Source organism: Achromobacter aegrifaciens, assembly GCF_902859965.1.
GTDB classification, from domain to species: Bacteria; Pseudomonadota; Gammaproteobacteria; order Burkholderiales; family Burkholderiaceae_B; genus Achromobacter; species Achromobacter aegrifaciens.
The window spans coordinates 1,884,819-1,902,818 of sequence record NZ_CADIKO010000001.1 but is presented as its reverse complement, the minus strand read 5'-3'; the positions used below and the strand labels follow the sequence as shown (position 1 = coordinate 1,902,818).

Here is an 18,000-nt window from a genome sequence, read left to right as displayed (position 1 = left end):
GGTAGTCGGTTCTTGTGGCGCGCTGCGGGACTCGCGGCGCAAGGAGCGAAGCGCGGGCGTGGCCCGGCCGCGCTTGACGCTAAAACTCGAACATCAGTGACGCAGCCAGTACGGTGCTCTGGGTCTTCAGGCTTTCTGGTCTCTTCAAGGGCCAACCCGCCGACAGGTCGTAACTCGCGCTCAGGCCGGGCAGGGCGATCCGGCCGCGCATGCCCGTCACCGCGCCGATCAGCGTGCGGCCGGACAGGTACTCCGCCGACGGGCCTCCGACCCGTCCGACGTCAAACCCGGTGTAGAGCTGCTGACCCAGATCGCCGAGGTTCAGCGACAGGTCTTGGCGCAACGTCCAGCCGTCTTCGGCGGCCAGCGTCATCTCGCCATCGAAGCCGCGCACGGCGTAGCGGTTGCCGATGGTGAAGTAGTCCGCCGGCACCACCGCGGTCTTGGCGTGCTGGATCTGCCAATTGGCCTGATACGCCACTTGCTGGCCCGCCACCTTGAACGGCAGATGCAGTCCGGCGTTGGCCGTGAGCAGGGTGCTGCGCCCGTTCCAGTCGGGATCGCCGTAGATGTAGCCGGGACGGTCGGAGAACTGCGGCAGCGTTCCGCGCACGCCGCCACCCACGTCCAGCGCGGCGGGGCCGATGTACTGGCGATGCCCATAACCGAACTCATAGCCAGCGATGTCGCGTCGCTGCACGTCGATATCGACGTCGTTGATGGTGCTGTTGACGCGCTTGCGCAGGAATTTCAGCGTCACCGTGCCCTTGTAGGCGCCAGCCCGATAAGGCACCACGGACACGCCCGCCTCGATCTGCTTGGTGGTGCCGCCGTAGATGACCGGCTCGTCCAGACCCGCCACGGTCTGGCGATAGCGCGAACGGCTGGCGCCGGCGAACAGCGTCCAGTACCCGAAGGGAATGCTGTAGTTCATGGAGGCCGCGCGCGTTCCGGCATCATTGCGGCGCAGCGCGGCGTTGCTGTTCCATGAAACCGACAACTGGTCGTACAGGAACAGCGGAGAATCCAGCGTGAGGCCGGCGTTGATCTGTTCCTTGCCGGTGGACTCCATGCCGCCGTTGTCACCGCCCAGATAGGCATGCCAGCGCTTGCCGCTGCCGGGCTTGATGAGGATGTCGGAGTCGCCGACGCTCGGACCTGGCTCCACGTCTATGGTGGCATCGGCCTGGCCGCCAAGCCGCCGGATGTTTTCCAAGGCCTGGTCCAGATCGCGCTGATTCAGTTCGCCGCCCGGGCCGGTCGGCAGCGCCGTGCGCCACCAGCCCGCGGCGCCCTCGCTCTGGACTGCCGAAATGCGGCCTGGCACGTAACGCAACTGCAACTCGCCTGCGGCCAAGGATTGCTCCGGCACCAGTACGCGCGCGGTGATCAATCCTTGAGCGATGAGCAGCGCGTGCAAATGCTCCTGCAACTTCTTCAAACCCTGTCCGCCCAGGCAGGGGCCGATGGCGGACTCGGCCGCGCGGCGCAGCGCCGACGGCGGTTCGGGGGAGTCCCATTGCACTTTGCGCAGCACGAAGCACCGGCTTTCCTCGGGAAAGACCAGCGGCCCTTCCCCCGCGGCCGGCGCCTCGGGCGCGGACAGGACGTCGGGACGTTGCGCGGCGCGCGCGCGCTGCGCCTCGAGCTCCTGTTCCTGGCGGCGCTGGATCTCGGTGGCGCGGTCAGCGGCCGCGGGCAGTATGGGTTGGGCTGCCAAGGGGGATGCGAACACCGCCAGCAAGGCCACTGCGATCAGCTTCATATGAAAGCCATTGCTTCTGAATTTTTCTTAATGAAACCGCCCGCGGATGCAGCGATTGCGCCTACCTGCAAAGGTCTGTTCGTTTTCATTTGGGAGGGACTACGTGCAAATGCGCGGTTCTGGTTGTTTGGCGCAATGCACGAATTCTGGTCAGCAAGATTTGTCGCAAGTTAAGCGAATGGCAGGCCGTTCCGCACCAGAAAATTCTGATAGTTGACAGTAGAAGAGCGCTTTTTCGGCCCTCAATGCCCCGCCCGGCGTCCTCGGAAGGCTGTGCCACAATTGCGCCCATGCACCAGGACAACCGCCTACTCCACTCCTCCCTGGCCACTCAGGCCGCGCAGCTCTCCTCCGCCTGGAAAGTCGCTTTCGAGACGCGCGCCGTGGCCGACGCGCTGGCCGGCGTAATCGCCCATGTGGACAAGCGCCTGGAAGAAGGCGCGGTGGTCTATCCGGCCACGCCTTTCCGCGCCCTGCACGGCCTGGAGCCGTCGGACGTGCGCGTGGTGATCCTGGGGCAGGATCCCTATCACGGGCCGGGCCAGGCCCAGGGGCTGGCCTTCTCGGTGCCGGACGACTGCAAGCGGCCGCCCAGCCTGCGCAACATCTTCAACGAAATCGCCCAGGAGTTTCCGGGCACCCGCGTGCCGGCCGGCAACGACCTGAGCGTTTGGGCGGAACAGGGCGTGCTGCTGCTGAACACCGCGTTGACCGTGGAAGACGGCCAGCCGGCCTCGCATGCCAAGCGCGGTTGGGAAACGGTGACGGACGCGTTGATCTCGCTGGTCGCGCGCGACCCGTCGCCCAAGGTTTTCATGCTGTGGGGCGCGCATGCCCAGGCCAAGCGGGCGTTGCTCCCGGACAACAGCGGCCACCTGGTCCTGATGTCCAACCACCCCTCTCCCCTGTCCGCCAGAAGGCCCCCAGTACCCTTCCTGGGCTGCGGCCACTTCCTGGCCACCAATCAGTGGCTGACCAACCAAGGGAAAAACCCTATTGATTGGGAGCTGGACAAAAAAATAATTCCCATGCAGGGCGAATTCGGGTTATGATCGCCGCACTGCACAAAACGAGTTCGGCATTTACCGCCTTGATTTAGCGGAAATTTTCGCAGTCTGCCGGGTGACACAGCCCCGGCCCCATGCCGAACATCATCGATTCCTGACCTCCTTTCCTTTCGCCCTGCGTTCCACTCAGTACACGAGAACGCGCCACGCGCACGGTTGATTCGGTCGGCACGATGCTCCATCAACCGTCGCCTGGATCCGGCCGCCTAATCCCCTGGCCCGACCAAGCACTGCGTCGCATTGATTGCGGCAAGGGAAAGTAATGTCTTTCGAAAACCTGGGTCTTGCGCCCGCTCTGTTGTCGGCCATTCAAGACGCTGGCTTCACCTCCCCCACTCCCGTCCAAGCTTCGGCCATTCCGCAAGCGCTGGCTGGCCACGACCTGATGGTGTCCTCGCAGACGGGTAGCGGCAAGACCGCGGCCTTCATGCTGCCGGCCCTGCACCGCATCGCCCAGATGCCCGCCAACAAGGGCGTCGGCGTGCAAGTGCTGGTGCTGACCCCGACCCGCGAACTGGCCCTGCAAGTCACTGACGCCACCGCCACCTACGGCCGCAAGCTGGCCGACCTGCGCACCGCCACCGTCGTGGGCGGCATGCCTTACGGCGCGCAGCTCAAGGCGCTGTCGCGCCGCGTGGACGTGCTGGTCGCCACCCCCGGCCGCCTGATCGACCACCTGAACTCGGGCCGCGTCAAGCTGAACACCGTGCACACGCTGGTGCTGGACGAAGCCGACCGCATGCTGGACATGGGCTTCATCGAAGATATCGAGACCATCGTCAGCCGCCTGCCGGAAGGCCGCCAGACGCTGCTGTTCTCGGCCACGCTGGACGGCACCGTCGCCAAGCTGGCCTCGCGCATGATGCGCGAGCCGCAGCGCATCGAGATCGCCGGCGCCAAGGAAAAGCACACCAACATCACGCAAAGCCTGCTGTACGCGGACGATGCCAGCCACAAGATGCAGCTGCTGGACCACGTGCTGCGCGACGCCTCGCTGGACCAGGCCATCGTCTTCACGTCGACCAAGCGCGGCGCCGACGATCTGGCCGACCGCCTGGCCGACCAAGGCTTTGCCGCCGCCGCCCTGCACGGCGACATGAACCAGCGCCAACGCACCCGCACGCTGTCGCAACTGCAGCGCGGCCAACTGCGCATCCTGGTCGCCACCGACGTGGCTGCCCGCGGCATCGACGTGCAAGGCATCAGCCACGCCGTCAACTTCGACCTGCCGATGCAAGCCGAAGACTACGTGCACCGTATCGGCCGTACCGGCCGTGCCGGCCGCAGCGGCCTGGCCTTCACGCTGGCAACGCATTCCGAGCGCCATAAGGTCCGCCGCATCGAGCACTACATCGGCCAATCGATCACCCCCGAAGTGATCGCCGGCCTGGAACCCAAGCGCACCCCGCGCCCCTCGGCTGGCGGCGCCGGCCCGCGTGGCGGCAAGCCGTTCGGCAAGCGTCCCGGCGGCGGCTACCAGGGCAACCGCGAAGGCCGTTCCTTCGGCGGCCCGCGTGGCGAGTTCAAGCCGCGTGAAGGCGGTTATCAAGGCAACCGCGAGGGCGGCCCGCGCGAAGGCGGCTACCAAGGCAATCGCCCGTTCGGCGACCGCCCGGCCCGTTCCTTCAGCGATCGTCCGAGCTTCGGCGACCGTCCGCAGCGTGAAGGCGGCTACCAGGGCAACCGCCCCTTCGGTGACCGTCCGCAGCGCGAAGGCGGCTTCCGCGGCGGCGACCGCGATTCGCGTCCCAGCTTCGGCGACCGTCCCAGCTATGGCGACCGCCCCCAGCGCGATGCTCGCCCGTTCAGCGAGCGCGGCCCGCGTGAAGGCGGTTTCCGTGGCGGCGACCGCGATTCGCGCCCCAGCTACAACGACCGCGCCAGCTTTGGCGACCGCCCGAGCTTTGGCGACCGTCCCAGCTTCGGTGACCGTCCGCAGCGTGAAGGCGGCTTCCGCGGCGGCGACCGTCCGGAAGGCGGTTTCCGTGGCAAGCCCTCGTTCGACAAGCGCCCCGGCGGCCCCGCCAAGCGCTTCGGCAAGTCGGCTGACCGCCGCGGCTAATCCGCCCGCTTGAGTCCAACACAAACCCCGCGCCTGTCGCGGGGTTTGTTTTTTGGGAAAATGTCCGCTTGTCCACGCACCGCCCGACCATGCAACGATCCGCCCCCGCCAACCTGCCCGCCCTTACTCCCGCCGCCGAGGAACACAGCGCAGCCGCTGCCGCGCATCTGCGCGCCACCATCGCCGCCCATGGCGGCTGGCTGTCGTTCGACCACTGGATGGCGCAGGCTCTATACGCGCCCGGGCTGGGCTATTACGCGGCCGGCAACGTCAAGCTGGCCGAGGCCGACGGCGACGTCCGCACGCCTGCCGGCGACTTCGTCACCGCGCCCCAGCTGACGCCGCTGTTCGCCCGCACGCTGGCCCGCCAGGCCGCCCAGGTGCTGCGCCAGACGCAGACCGACGCCGTGCTGGAATTCGGCGCCGGCACCGGCGCCCTGGCCGAAGGCGTGCTGCGCGAACTGGATGCGATGGGCCTGGATCAAACCCGCTACCTGATCCTGGAAGTGTCGGCCGACCTGCGCGCCCGCCAGGCTGAAAGGCTGGCGGCATTCGGCGAGCGCGTGCAATGGCTGGACGCGCTGCCCCAGCGCTTTGCCGGCTGCGTGCTGGCCAACGAAGTGCTGGACGCGATGCCGGTGTCGATCTTCCGCTGGAGCGATACGGGCGAGGTGCTGGAGCGCGGCGTGGCGGTGGACGCCGCGCAAGGCTTCGTCTGGGAAGACCGCCCGGCGCCGCCGGCGCTAGCCGCCGCTGTCGCCGCCCGCATGCCGGCCCTGCCCGGTTACGTGTCCGAGATCAACCTGCAAGGCGAAGCCTGGATCGCCGCCATGGGCGGCTGGCTGGAACGCGGCGCGGCGCTGCTGCTGGACTACGGCTTTCCGCGCAGCGAGTACTACCATCCGCAGCGCGCCGGCGGCACGCTCATGTGCCACCTGCGCCATCACGCCCACGGCGATCCGTTCACCGCGCCGGGCCTGCAGGACATCACCGCGCACGTCGATTTCACCGCCATGGCGGATGCCGCGCTCGAGGCCGGCATGCACGTCCTGGGCTATACCTCGCAGGCCCGCTTCCTGATGAATGCGGGGCTGATGGATCTGTTGGCGCAACTGGATCCGAGCGACGTGCAGCAATACGCGCAAGCCGTGGCGCCCGTGCAGAAGCTCTTGTCCGAATCGGAGATGGGCGAACTGTTCAAGGTGTTGGCGGTGGGACGCGGCATCACCGAACCGCTGGCAGGGTTCTCGCGCGGCGACCGGTTGGGCAAGCTGTAGGAACGCGTGGCGGCATCATAGGCATGGCCGCCACGTTTTCAGATCCATAGCGGAATCACTGCGCCCGCAGGCGCTCCAGGCGCGCGGCGCGCACCTGCTCCTTGATGCGCGCCGGCTCTCCGGCGCAAGCTTTGGCGATAGCTCCGGCGTCCACGCCGCGCACGATTGCCACGCGCGATTGCCAGGCCGCTCGGTCCACGGAGCGCAGCACGGCCGCCGCATCCAGCAGATCCAGAAAGCGTTCCGGCTTGCGCAGCGCATCGGCGCGCTCCATCAGCGCCAGTTGCGCATCCGCGGGATCGGCGCCTTGCTCCACCGCGTCCAGCCCCGCCAACACTTCCGGCAATAGCCGCGCGTAATCGTTGCATTCCGTGGGCACGCGCAGGCGGCGGCCCATGGCGTCGCGTTCAGGCGTCAGCCGGCACAGCAAGGCATAGCGGCCCGGCAGCGACAGGCCCTGCGCGGCCGCGCGATCCACGTCGGCCGCGGTCTGTTCCACCCCTTGCAGCTCGGGCATCACGCGCGCCAGCGCGCCGCATTGCTGCAGGATGCCCAGCATGCGCGACGGCGCCGCCGCCATCAGGCCGCGCGACAATTCCTTCCAGACCCGTTCTGCCACCAGCGCGTCGGCCTCGCCGGCCTCGACCATGCGGCGGCACAGCGCCAGGGTCTCGGGCGCCACGGAAAAATCGGCAAAGCGCGCCGCGAACCGGGCCAGCCGCAGAATGCGTACCGGATCCTCTTCGAAGGCCTCGCCAACGTGGCGGAAGATGCGGTCGCGCACGTCGGCGGCCCCGCCCAGGGGATCAACCAGCTCGCCGTCCTGCTTCTGCGCGATGGCGTTGACGGTCAGGTCGCGGCGGCGCAGATCCTCTTCCAGCGTGACGTCGGCGCCCGTATAGAACGTGAAGCCCTTGTAGCCCCGCCCCGACTTGCGCTCGGTGCGCGCCAGCGCGTATTCCTCTTTGCTGCGCGGATGCAGGAACACGGGGAAATCGCCGCCCACGGGCACGAAACCGCGGCGAGCCATGTCCTCGGGTGTGGCGCCAACCACGACCCAGTCGTGGTCGCCGGGGGGCAGGCCGAGCAGCGCATCGCGCACCGCTCCGCCCACGATATAGACCTGCAGGCCGTCCGTGGCCGGATCCCGCGTCATGGGATCGAGGTGCTTTCCGCGCCCAGCGGCACGATGTTGCCCAGGCGTTCCTTCAGGGACTGGGGCTGGCCGGTGAACATGGCGGCGTAATACACCGAGTTGGACATCACGTTCTTGACGTAGGTGCGCGTCTCGTTGAACGGGATGGTCTCGGCAAAGATCGCGCCTTCCACTGGATGCGTGAAGGTCGAGCGCCAGTTGTGCGGACGGCGCGGGCCGGCGTTATAGCCTGCGCTGGCCAGCATCTGCGAACCGTTCAGGTCACGCAGCACCATGTTCAGATAGTTGGTGCCGAGTTCGGTGTTGGTGTCGAAGTCGTTGACGCTGTCGGGCGTGAAGTTGCTCATGCCGATCTTGCCCGCGACCCACTTGGCCGTGGCCGGCATCAGCTGCATCAGGCCGGACGCGCCGACGTGAGAACGCGCGTCCATGATGAAGCGCGATTCCTGGCGGATCAGGCCATAGACCCAGGCCGGATCCAGCGCGATGGCGTTGGCCTTGGCGGTGACGCGGCCTTCGAAGGGCGCGATGAAGCGCTGGCTGAAGTCGAACTCTTTTTCCGTGCGGTCGGAGGTGTTGACCACGCGGTCGTAGATGTTCTCGGCGCGCGCCAGTTCGGCGGCGGCCATCAGCTGGCGGTCGCTCATGCCGCGCAGCGTGAAGTTCCATTCCGGCACGGCTTCGGCGCGCCAGCCCAGGCGGAAGAGCTGGATCGCCCGGCGCAGGCCGGGGTTGGCGCGGGCCTCGGTGATTTCCTGGTCGCTGATGGGCGCGGGGCGCGGCGGCACGGTGATGCGGCGGCCCAGTTCCTCGGCGGCCAGCTGGCCGTAGAAGTCGAAGCGGTCGGCGATGCTGGCGTAGGCGGTGGCGGCCTGTTCCTTGTTGCCGCGCGCGGCCTGGCCGCGGGCCTTCCAGTAGATCCAGGACGAATCGGCCTGCTGCGAGGCGGGCATCTGGTCGATGGATTCCATGACCCATTTCCAGTCGATCTTGGGCTGGCGCAAGGCGGCGCGCACCTTCCAGGCGGCGTTGTATTCCGTCATGCGGATGTGGCCGGCCTCGTGGTACCAGTCGTCGGCGCGGCTGTCGAGATTCAGCGCGGCGACCAGCGCGTACTGGCCGCGGACCCAGGCCAGGTTCGACTTGGCCATGGACTTGGACCAGTCCCCAGACTTGCCCCATTCGCGGCGCAGGTAGGAATCCGCCACACTGACGTCGGAACGCGCCAGGCGCGCCAAGGCGATCGTCACCAGTTCCTTCTCGTTGCGGCCCACGGGTTGACGGCTCTGGCGCGTCAGCCACTTCATGGGGTCCTTCATGAGCTGGTCATAGGTTTTCAGGTCGCCCGGCTCGAACATGTACTGCGCGAACTTGCGCGCGTCCGCGGTCTTGTTGGCTTCGATGGCGTCGCGCAGCTGGGGTTCCAATTGCTCCCAACCCATGATGCCGTCGGCGACCAGCTGGTCGTACAGCGCCCAGCAGGCGCCGCCCGGCGCGAACACGGCCGCGGCCTGCGCCGCCGTGGCGCGCTGCCCGGTCATGTGCTTGGCATCGAGGATGGCGCACTCGATCTGCGCATTGCTGTTCTTCACGGGCGCGAGCTTGCGCACGGTTTCGAAGTCTCCGCTGCGGGCCGCGGCCAGCAGCCAGTCGCCGCGCAGGCGATCGGCCAGATAGGCGTCGGAATTGCCGCTGATGAACTTCTGCAGGTCGGCGGTGGGCCGGCCGGTGGCGGGAGGCGTCCACAATTGGTAGCGCAGCAGCCAGTATTCGGGGTACATGCCCAGCGGATCCGGCTTGGCCTGCGGCACCAGCGCGCCCAGCACGGACCACTGCTTGCGGTTCATGGCTTCGCGCGCGGCAACCACGGCGGCCAGCGCGGGCGTCTGGGAAGTCGGCGGCAGGCCGGCCAGCACCGCGGGCGGCACGGAAATGGCGGGTTGCGCGGCCTGAACGGCTGGCTGAGGCTGGGGCTGGGTGTTGACCGACGCGCTGCGCTGCTGCGCGTCCACCGGAGCACAGGCCGCGGTGAACAGCGCCAGAAGCGGCAGCCAGCGGCGCAGGCCGGGAGCGGCCTCGGTGGCGGCGGCGGACCCGGATTTCCGCGCGGTTTTCTGATACCGTCCGGGTTGCAGAGTCTGTGTCATGCCCTGTCCCTCATACACTGGCCTTGCCGTACGCCAGCATGCCGGCAATCCACCTGTTCGTCCGCATGCGTCCGCACATTCGCCATCATTTGTCCATCCCTCTTACAGCCACCGCATGACTACGCAAAATACTCCAGAGGATACCGCAGTACCGCTACGCGCGCGATTGCGGAAACTGCGCGCCGAACTGCCGGAAGACCAGCGTAGCCGCGGCGGCCTGCTCATGCGCGCGCGCCTGTTCACCTGGCTGAATGTGGCGCGCGATGAGGCCGTGCGCGCGGGCCGCCCCGCGCCCGCTACCGTGGCCGCCTTCTGGCCCATGGCCGACGAACCGGACCTGCGCCCGCTGCTAGAACAATGGGTCGAAAACGGCGTGACCGTGGCCCTGCCCGTGGTGCGCGAACGCAATGCCCCGCTGGCCTTCCTGCCCTGGACGCCGGATGCCGAATTGCGTGCCGGCCCCTACGGCATCCAGGAACCCGTCGCCGGCGCCGAACTGCTGCCCGACGTGGTGCTGGTCCCCACCCTGGGCTACACCGAACAGGGCGACCGCCTGGGCTATGGCGGCGGCTATTACGACCGCACCCTGGCCGCGCTGCGCGACCGCGGCCACCCGTTCATCGCCATCGGCATCGCCTGGAGCTGCGGCGAACTGGACGCCGGTTATGAACCCGCCGCCCACGACTTCCCGCTGGACGCGGTACTGACCCAGGACGGCTGGGTGCCCCAGGCGCCGCTGGAACAAGGCGGCACCAGCGGCACCACGCTGCACAGCTTCCGCATGAACTGACGCACCAGTTCTGCTCCACCAGTTTGCACCAATACGGTGCACGACCTATCATAGGGACTGCTGCCGGGCCTAGCCCAGACCCCGGCCGCAGCACGCAGCGCCCGCGCACTTCCGTGCGCTTTCTTCGGCAGCGCCGCCCCACCCGTTCCCCTGGCCAAGCATTTCCGCGCCAGCCCCGCTGACCCCGATCCACCCGCCAGCCCCGGCCAATCCGCGCCTGGCGCCCACGCCATCCCCTGGCCTCAGCCGCCGCGGCGATGGCGCCGCAACGCCCTTCGGAGGATATTGGTCCTCAGGGGCGCCCCCCGCGCGTGCCGGCCAGGCTGGCATGCGGGTTGCTTAATCCATTGCAACCGGCCGGACATTGGCCGGACGGCGGCCGTGCGCGAGCCGGCTGCCAGCACCTGTACCGGAGGAGCCATGAAGGACAGATCATCCCGTCCCGCCGCCTATGACGAAATGCGCGACAGCGCCGGCGGCATACGCTCCCACTACCAGGCTTTCGAGCGCTGGCATGACGAGCAGTCCGCGCAGGCCATGGCCGCGCGCCGCCTGGAAGCGGACCTGAGCTTTCGCCGGGTCGGCATCACGTTTTCGGTGGCGGGCGACGCGGCCGGCACCGAACGCCTGATCCCCTTCGACCTGATCCCGCGCGTCATCCCCGCCGCCGAATGGCGTCTGCTGGAAGCCGGCCTGAAGCAGCGGGTGCGCGCGCTCAATATGTTCATCCACGACATCTATCACGGGCACGACATCGTGCGCGCGGACGTGGTGCCCGCCGAGCAGGTGTTCCTGAACGCCCAATACCGTCCCGAGATGCAGGACGTGGACGTGGCCGAGGACATCTACTGCCACATCGCCGGGGTGGATATCGTGCGCGCCGGCGCGGGCGAGTTCTATGTGCTGGAAGACAATCTGCGGGTGCCATCCGGCGTGTCCTACATGCTGGAGAACCGCAAGATGTCGATGCGGCTGATGCCCGACGCCTTCAGCCGCATCAAGGTGGAACCGGTGGCGCACTACCCGGACCTGCTGCTGGACAACCTGCGCGAAGTCGCGCCGCATGGCGGCGACGATCCCACCGTGGTGGTGCTGACGCCCGGCATGTACAACTCGGCCTACTTCGAACACGCCTTCCTGGCGCAGCAGATGGGCGTGGAACTCGTCGAAGGCCAGGACCTGTTCGTCGAACAGAACACCGTCTACATGCGCACCACGCAGGGGCCGCGCAAGGTCGACGTGATCTACCGCCGCCTGGACGACGACTTCCTCGATCCGCTGTCATTCCGCGCCGACTCCGCGCTGGGCGTGCCGGGTCTGCTGTCGGTGTACCGAGCCGGACGCGTAACGCTGGCCAATGCCATCGGCACCGGCATCGCCGACGACAAGTCCACCTATCTCTACGTGCCGGACATGATCCGCTTCTATCTGGGCGAGGAGCCGATACTGTCCAACGTCCCCACCTGGCGCTGCAACCGGCCGGACGAACTGTCGCACGTGCTGGCCCACATGCACGAACTGGTGGTGAAGGAAGTCCATGGCTCGGGCGGCTACGGCATGCTGGTGGGGCCGTCGGCCTCGCGCGCCGAGGTCGAGGCCTTCAAGGACCGCGTGCGCGCCAACCCCGCCAACTACATCGCGCAGCCCACGCTGGCGCTGTCCACCGTGCCGACCTACGTGGAATCGGGCGTGGCGCCGCGTCACGTGGACCTGCGCCCCTATGTGCTGTGCGGCAAGGACATCCGCACCGTGCCGGGCGGCCTGTGCCGCGTGGCGCTGACCGAGGGCTCGCTGGTGGTCAACAGCAGCCAGGGCGGCGGCACCAAGGACACCTGGGTGCTGGAGGAGGACTGAACATGCTGAGCCGAACCGCTGACAATCTGTTCTGGATGTGCCGCTACACCGAGCGCGCCGAAAACACCGCCCGCATGCTGGATGTGAACCTGCAGATGTCGCTGCTGCCGCAGGACGCGCAGCGGCGCGAAGGCTCGTGGCTGGGCGTGCTGCGCATCTCCGAGCTGCAAGGCCTGTATCAGAGCAAGTACGCGTCCATCTCGCCGCACGACGTGCTGCAGTACATGGTGCGCGATCCCGAGAATCCCTCGTCCATCTATTCCTGCATGCGCGCCGCCCGCGAGAACGCGCGCGCCGTGCGCGGCAGCCTCACCACCGAGGTCTGGGAAACCTACAACACCACCTGGCTGGAACTGCTCAAGCACCTGCACACGGGCTTGCTGGAGCGCAATCCGGGCGAGTTCTTCGAATGGGTCAAGTTCCGTTCGCATCTGGCGCGCGGCGTCACCATCGGCACCATGCTGGAGGACGAGGCCCTGTACTTCCTGCGCATCGGCATGCATCTGGAACGCGCCGACAACACCGCGCGCATGCTGGACGTGAAGTTCCATGAACGCGGGTCCAACGGCCACGATAGCCGAACCGAGGGCGCCGGCGCGGCGGCGCTGCAAAGCGAGTTCTACCGCTGGTCGGCGCTGCTCAGCTCTGTATCGGGGCTGGAGATTTACCGCAAGGTGTACCGCGACGTCATCACGCCCGACCGCGTGGCCGAGCTACTGATCCTGCACGGCGACATGCCGCGATCGCTGCTCGCTTCGATGCGCGCGGTGGCCGACGACCTGGCGCGCGTCTCCAACCAACGCTCGACCGAAACCGAGAGGCGCGCCGGCATGCTGTGCGCAGAACTGCAATACGGCCGCGTCGAGGACATCCTGGACAGCGGCCTGCACCAGTACCTGGAGCACTTCCTCGACCGCATCAACGATCTGGGCAACCGGATCAGCCAGGACTTCCTGGTGCCGCTGTCGGCCTAGGCAGGAGAGCAGAATGAAACAGATCATCACCCACGTCACTCACTACCGCTATACCGCCCCGGTCACCTACAGCATCCAGACCTTGCGGCTGACCCCGCGCGACGACGAACACCAGCGCGTGCTGCGCTGGCACATCGAAGCGCCCGGCGAGCTGGACAAGCAGGTAGATGCCTACGGCAACATCACGCACACGCTGACGCTCAACCAGCCGCACACCGACATCGAGTTGCGCGTGGTCGGGCAGGTGCTGGTGGCGCCGCTGGAACGCGGCCTGCTGGGCAGCGAGGACAGCCGCCTGCCGGTGCACGCCTATTGCGTACAGACGCCGCTGACCCAGGCCGACGACACCGTCATGGCCTTCGTGCGCGACGCGCTGCCGGGCGGTCTGCATACGCCGGACGACGTGCTGGCCCTGGCGACCGCGGTCAGCGACCGCGTCGCCTACGAGCCCGGCACCACCGATGTCACCACCGCCGCCAACCAGGTGCTGGCCATGGGCCACGGCGTCTGCCAGGACCATGCCCACCTCTTCCTGGCCTGCGTGCGCGGCCTGGGCGTGCCCGCGCGCTACGTCAGCGGCTACCTGTACACCACCGCCGAACACGCCGCCAGCCACGCCTGGGCCGACGTCTGGCTGCCCGACGTGGGCTGGACCAGCGTGGACATCACCAACCGCCAGTTCGCCTCGGACTGCCATTGCCGGCTGGCGGTGGCGCGGGACTACGACTCGGCTTCGCCGGTGCGCGGCGTGCGCAGCGGCGGCGGCCAGGAATCCATGGAGGTCAGCGTGCAGGTCCAGACCAGCGCCCAGCAGTAACATCCCGCCAGCCGCGCCGCAATACAATGCGGCGTGGTTTTCCCTAATTCTGATCATGACCTACTGCGTCGCAGCCCGCCTTGATTCCGGCCTGGTATTCCTGGCCGACTCCCGCACCAACGCCGGAGTCGACCAGATCAGCGTCTTCCGCAAAATGACCGTGTTCGAGCGCCCGGGCGACCGCGTCATGGTGCTGATGAGTTCGGGCAACCTGGCGGTCAGCCAGGCGGTGCTGAACGCGCTGGCGCGCCAGCACGACGAAGGCGGCGAAACCGTCTGGAACGCGCCCGACATGTTCGAGGCCACCCGCCGCGTCGGCGCCGCGGTGCGGTCGGTCTATCACCACGAAGCCCCGGCCCTGCGCGAGCAGGGCGTGGACTTCAACGTCAACCTGATCTTCGGCGGCCAGATCGGCGCCGAACGCTGCCGCCTGTTCCAGGTGTATTCGGCCGGCAACTTCATCGAAGCCGGCCAGGAATGCCCGTACTTCCAGATCGGCGAAGCCAAATACGGCAAGCCCATCCTGGACCGCGTGCTGCGTCCCGACACCTCGCTGGACGAAGCGGCCAAGTGCGCCCTGATCTCCATGGACTCCACGCTGCGCTCCAATATCTCGGTGGGCCTGCCGCTGGACCTGCTGGTCTACGACACGCACTCGCTGCGCGTCACGCATTTCGCCAGCATCGACGAGCACAACGAGTACTTCCGCATGATCCGCGGCACCTGGGGCGAACGCCTGCGCCAGGTCTTCGCCGAGATCCCGGACCCGCTGTGGACCAATCCCGACTCGCCCGATTCGCTGGTCCCTCCCAGCCGCGTGCACCAGCCGCTGCGCGCAGAGCCGGTGGATGCGCCCGTGTCGAACTATCCGGCGCCGCAGGTGTTGGCGGAAGATCCGGGGAAGGATCAGGCGAACTAGGGGCGGTTTCCGGCAGGAACATGCCAAGCCTCCCAGGCCAGAACCCGGGACTCCGTCTGATACCGCAGGCTTCCGCGCGCATTTATGTGTTCCGGACGCCTTGATCCCTTGCAGCACGACCGGAATCTGCTTTACAGTTTCTTCAACGTATATGCACGCCATATGCCCACCTTCCGAGGCCCGCGCAATTCATTGCTGCGGGCTTTCGTGTTTTTGTGCGGCATGAATCGTTGCCATTTTGAATTTGGGTGCGATCTTTCCATTCACTGAAGGAAAGCCAGCCGTCTCCCGCGCCCTACACTGCTTCGATTCGTATGCAAGCCACGTGTCGGACAAAGGGTTACGTCATGCATTACGTCATGTATCTGGACGAGTTCGGCCACATTGGCCCATTCGTCTCTCGTGATCACGACAAGCACCGGACAAGCCCGGTGTTCGGCTTCGGGGGGTTGGTCCTGCCTGTTGAATCCGTGCGCGAATTCGCCATCTACTTCTACAAACTGAAATGCCATCTATTGAAGTTCGAACTGGAACGGCAAGACCAACCTGCGTACCGCTGGGAAAAGAAGGGCGCGCAACTCTATACCGTCCGGAATGTTGAAAAGTACCAGCAGTTGCGGACCGCAACGGGGCGTTTGCTTAACCGGATCAGACAGATTGGCGGACACGTGATTTACAGCGGCGAGCAAAAGACAACAGACGCGGCATCGCATCAACCCGCGGAGATCTTCAAGCAGCAATTGCTACGCATAGTCCGGCGCGCGGATCGCTTTTTCTCGGCAAGGCAGGCCACCTTCATGCTTTTGATCGACGAGCAACAGGCGGGCAGCCGATGGCGCGAAATGAATGTCGAAGCCTGCACGCTGGCGATGTTCGAAGATGCCACCGACCGATGCAGAACGCTGGTCGAGCCGCTGATTCAAGGTGAGAGCCACCTGTTCCAGACCCTTCAATGTGCTGACTGGATCTGCAGCTTGGTGGGCCGGCTGTGCGCCTTCCAGGTGGCGTCCGCGCAGTACAGGGGCTGGGAGATTTTTCACCGTTACTTTCATGACCGCGTGCAAGCCGCAGCCCTCCCGTGCAGCGGACTCGGTTCGCAGGAAGAGCAGGAAAATCCCCCGCTCATATCGCCTTCCGCGTAAACCCTCCTTTCCAGCAGCCGAAACCCGGCTTGCGGAACCGCGAATTCTCATCCGGGCGCTGTCGCGCCACACTGGTGTCCGGCCGTCATGCTTTGCCTTGGGGGCCCCGACAACACCACAAGGAGCGAGACATGCCCCCTCTCTACGCGCGCGCCCTCAAGCGTGCAGCATGGCCCATGCTGGCCCTGTCCTGCCTGGTTTCTGGCACCGCCGGCGCGCAAGGCGCCTATCCCAACCATCCCATTTCGCTGGTCGTGCCGTTCGCAGCGGGCGGGCCGACCGATGTCGTGGCGCGCAGTCTGGGCGCGTCCATGTCCAAGACGCTGGGCCAAAGCATCATCATCGAGAACCGCACCGGTGCGGGCGGCACGCTGGCGTCCCAGCACGTGGCGCGCGCCGCGCCCGATGGCTACACCTTCCTGATTCACCACAACGGCATGGCCACCGCGCCGGCGCTGTACCGCAAGCTGTCATTCAACCCGCTGACGGACTTCGCCTATGTCGGCCAGGTGGCCGACGTGCCCATGACGCTGCTGGGCCGCAAGGACCTGCCCGCGGACGGCATGAAGGACTTCATCAAGTACGCCAAGGAAAACGGCAACAAGATCAACCTGGCCAACGCCGGGCTGGGCGCGGTGTCGCAGCTCTGCGGCATGTTGCTGCAGGAATCGCTGGGCGTGCAGTTCACCACCGTGCCCTATGCCGGCACGGCGCCGGCGATGACCGCGCTGCTGGGCGGCCAGGTGGACGTGCTGTGCGATCAGACCACCCAGACCATTCCGCAGATCAAGGCCGACCGCGTGAAGCTGTACGGCGTCACCACGCTGGAGCGCATCAAGACGCTGCCTGATGCGCCGACCCTGCAGGAGAACGGCCTGAAGGGCTTCGAGGTCAAGGTGTGGCATGGCGTCTACGCGCCCAAGGGCACGCCGCCAGAAGCCGTCGCGAAGTTCAACGAGGCCCTGCGCGCCGCGCTGAAGGATCCTGCCTTCACGCAGAAGATGGCGGAACTGGGCGCCGAGATCGTGCCGGAATCCAAGCAGACGCCGCAGGGCCTGCAGACCTGGCTGCAATCCGAGGTCGACAAATGGGGCGGCATCATCCGCAAGGCGGGGGTGTACGCCGACTGATGGCGCGGCGGGCGGCGGCGGTTGCTGCTGCCCGTTCATGAATATATATTCGCGTGCATGAGTACGAACGACGTAAAAAGCGCCAGGCGCGTCCTGGACATCCTGCAATTCTTCGCCGCGACGCGGGCGCCGGCCACGCTGTCGCAGCTTTCGGCCGGACTGGGCATCCCCAAGTCCAGCTGCCTGGCCTTGCTGGACACGCTGGAAGGCGACGGCTACGCGCATCAGACTGCGGGCCGTTATTACCTCACTCGCCGCTGGCTGAACGAGGCCCGCACGGTGGCCGAGCATGACCAGCTGACCACACGCATCCGGCCCACGCTGGAGGCGCTGCGCGACGAATTGGACGAGACCCTGATCCTGGCGCAACGGTCGGGCGACCAGGTGGTCTACCTGGACGTGGCCGAGCCCGAACGCATCGTGCGCTTCACGGCCAGGGTCGGCCAGCAAAAACCGCTGCATGCATCGGCCTCCGGGCGTGCCCTGCTGGGCGCCATGCCGCCTGCCGAACGCGAGGCGCTGGTCGCGCGCCTGCCCCTGGACCGCTATACCACCAAGACGGTCAAGACCCACAAGCAACTGCTGCAGCTGATCGATTCCGAAGTCCGGCGCGGCTGGCACGTCAATCTGGCGGAGCATCAGGCCGATACCCTGTCGGTTGCCGCGCCGCTGGTGTTGTACGGCGCCGTGCTGGCGCTGGTCGTGGGCGCTCCGCTGGACCGTTCCGCCTCCCGCGCCGACCTCATCGGCCAGACCTTGCTTGCCGCCGGCCGCGAACTCACGCAACGCCTGGACAGCCCGGCGCCCGCCGTGACTGCCTACTAAGGCCAGCCCCTAAAAGGGCTTCCGCCGCTCCGGCCGCCTGGCTGCCCCGAGAGGCGCCTGGCGGCCGCGCCTTTA

14 protein-coding genes are annotated in these 18,000 nt (G+C 67.0%); 11 read left to right on the top strand and 3 right to left on the bottom strand.

Going from position 1 to position 18,000, the window contains the following annotated elements; translation table 11 throughout:
* Nucleotides 1-79: 79 nt before the first annotated feature.
* Nucleotides 80-1,765 (bottom strand): ShlB/FhaC/HecB family hemolysin secretion/activation protein, encoded by a 1,686-nt coding sequence (locus HV793_RS08890; protein ID WP_175213010.1) that lies wholly within the window; start codon nt 1,763-1,765, stop codon nt 80-82.
* 290 nt (nt 1,766-2,055) lie between these two features.
* Here HV793_RS08890 and HV793_RS08885 point away from each other — a divergent pair, with 290 nt between their 5' ends.
* From HV793_RS08885 to HV793_RS08875, 3 genes are all read left to right on the top strand, one after another.
* Nucleotides 2,056-2,817, top strand: a complete 762-nt coding sequence (locus HV793_RS08885) for a uracil-DNA glycosylase (protein WP_175213009.1) — start codon at nt 2,056-2,058, stop codon at nt 2,815-2,817.
* 277 nt (nt 2,818-3,094) lie between these two features.
* Nucleotides 3,095-4,894: a DEAD/DEAH box helicase gene (locus HV793_RS08880; protein WP_054456966.1), complete on the top strand. Its 1,800-nt coding sequence runs from the start codon at nt 3,095-3,097 to the stop codon at nt 4,892-4,894.
* An 89-nt stretch (nt 4,895-4,983) separates the two neighbouring features.
* Nucleotides 4,984-6,171, top strand: a complete 1,188-nt coding sequence (locus HV793_RS08875; protein ID WP_175213008.1) for a class I SAM-dependent methyltransferase — start codon at nt 4,984-4,986, stop codon at nt 6,169-6,171.
* A 55-nt stretch (nt 6,172-6,226) separates the two neighbouring features.
* On the opposite strand, the gene HV793_RS08870 is transcribed toward HV793_RS08875, so the two are convergent.
* Nucleotides 6,227-7,327 (bottom strand): tRNA nucleotidyltransferase/poly(A) polymerase-related protein, encoded by a 1,101-nt coding sequence (locus HV793_RS08870; RefSeq protein ID WP_119450167.1) that lies wholly within the window; start codon nt 7,325-7,327, stop codon nt 6,227-6,229.
* A complete protein-coding gene (locus HV793_RS08865; protein WP_119450166.1) occupies nt 7,324-9,474 on the bottom strand; it encodes a lytic transglycosylase domain-containing protein in 2,151 nt (716 codons plus the stop codon). The genes HV793_RS08870 and HV793_RS08865 overlap by 4 nt, the downstream gene beginning before the upstream one ends.
* 115 nt (nt 9,475-9,589) lie before the next feature.
* On the opposite strand from HV793_RS08865, the gene HV793_RS08860 reads away from it, so the two are divergent.
* The 8 genes from HV793_RS08860 to HV793_RS08825 all read left to right on the top strand — a co-directional run bounded on the left by HV793_RS08860 (nt 9,590) and on the right by HV793_RS08825 (nt 17,925).
* A complete protein-coding gene (locus HV793_RS08860) occupies nt 9,590-10,264 on the top strand; it encodes a 5-formyltetrahydrofolate cyclo-ligase (RefSeq protein WP_054456975.1) in 675 nt (224 codons plus the stop codon).
* 420 nt (nt 10,265-10,684) lie between these two features.
* Nucleotides 10,685-12,118: a circularly permuted type 2 ATP-grasp protein gene (locus HV793_RS08855; protein WP_119450165.1), complete on the top strand. Its 1,434-nt coding sequence runs from the start codon at nt 10,685-10,687 to the stop codon at nt 12,116-12,118.
* Nucleotides 12,119-12,120: 2 nt separating this feature from the next.
* Nucleotides 12,121-13,092 carry an alpha-E domain-containing protein gene (locus HV793_RS08850; RefSeq protein ID WP_175162373.1) on the top strand — a complete coding sequence of 324 codons (972 nt, stop codon included), beginning with the start codon at nt 12,121-12,123 and terminating at the stop codon, nt 13,090-13,092.
* Nucleotides 13,093-13,105: 13 nt separating this feature from the next.
* Complete coding sequence (locus HV793_RS08845) at nt 13,106-13,909, top strand: transglutaminase family protein (RefSeq protein ID WP_054456981.1); 804 nt, start codon at nt 13,106-13,108, stop codon at nt 13,907-13,909.
* A gap of 55 nt (nt 13,910-13,964) precedes the next feature.
* Nucleotides 13,965-14,828: a proteasome-type protease gene (locus HV793_RS08840; RefSeq protein WP_175213007.1), complete on the top strand. Its 864-nt coding sequence runs from the start codon at nt 13,965-13,967 to the stop codon at nt 14,826-14,828.
* A gap of 347 nt (nt 14,829-15,175) precedes the next feature.
* Nucleotides 15,176-15,970: a DUF3800 domain-containing protein gene (locus tag HV793_RS08835; protein ID WP_175213006.1), complete on the top strand. Its 795-nt coding sequence runs from the start codon at nt 15,176-15,178 to the stop codon at nt 15,968-15,970.
* 131 nt (nt 15,971-16,101) lie between these two features.
* On the top strand, nt 16,102-17,100 hold the full coding sequence (locus HV793_RS08830; protein WP_175213005.1) for a tripartite tricarboxylate transporter substrate-binding protein: 999 nt from the start codon (nt 16,102-16,104) through the stop codon (nt 17,098-17,100).
* Nucleotides 17,101-17,157: 57 nt separating this feature from the next.
* A complete protein-coding gene (locus tag HV793_RS08825; protein ID WP_175213004.1) occupies nt 17,158-17,925 on the top strand; it encodes an IclR family transcriptional regulator in 768 nt (255 codons plus the stop codon).
* Nucleotides 17,926-18,000 lie beyond the last annotated feature (75 nt).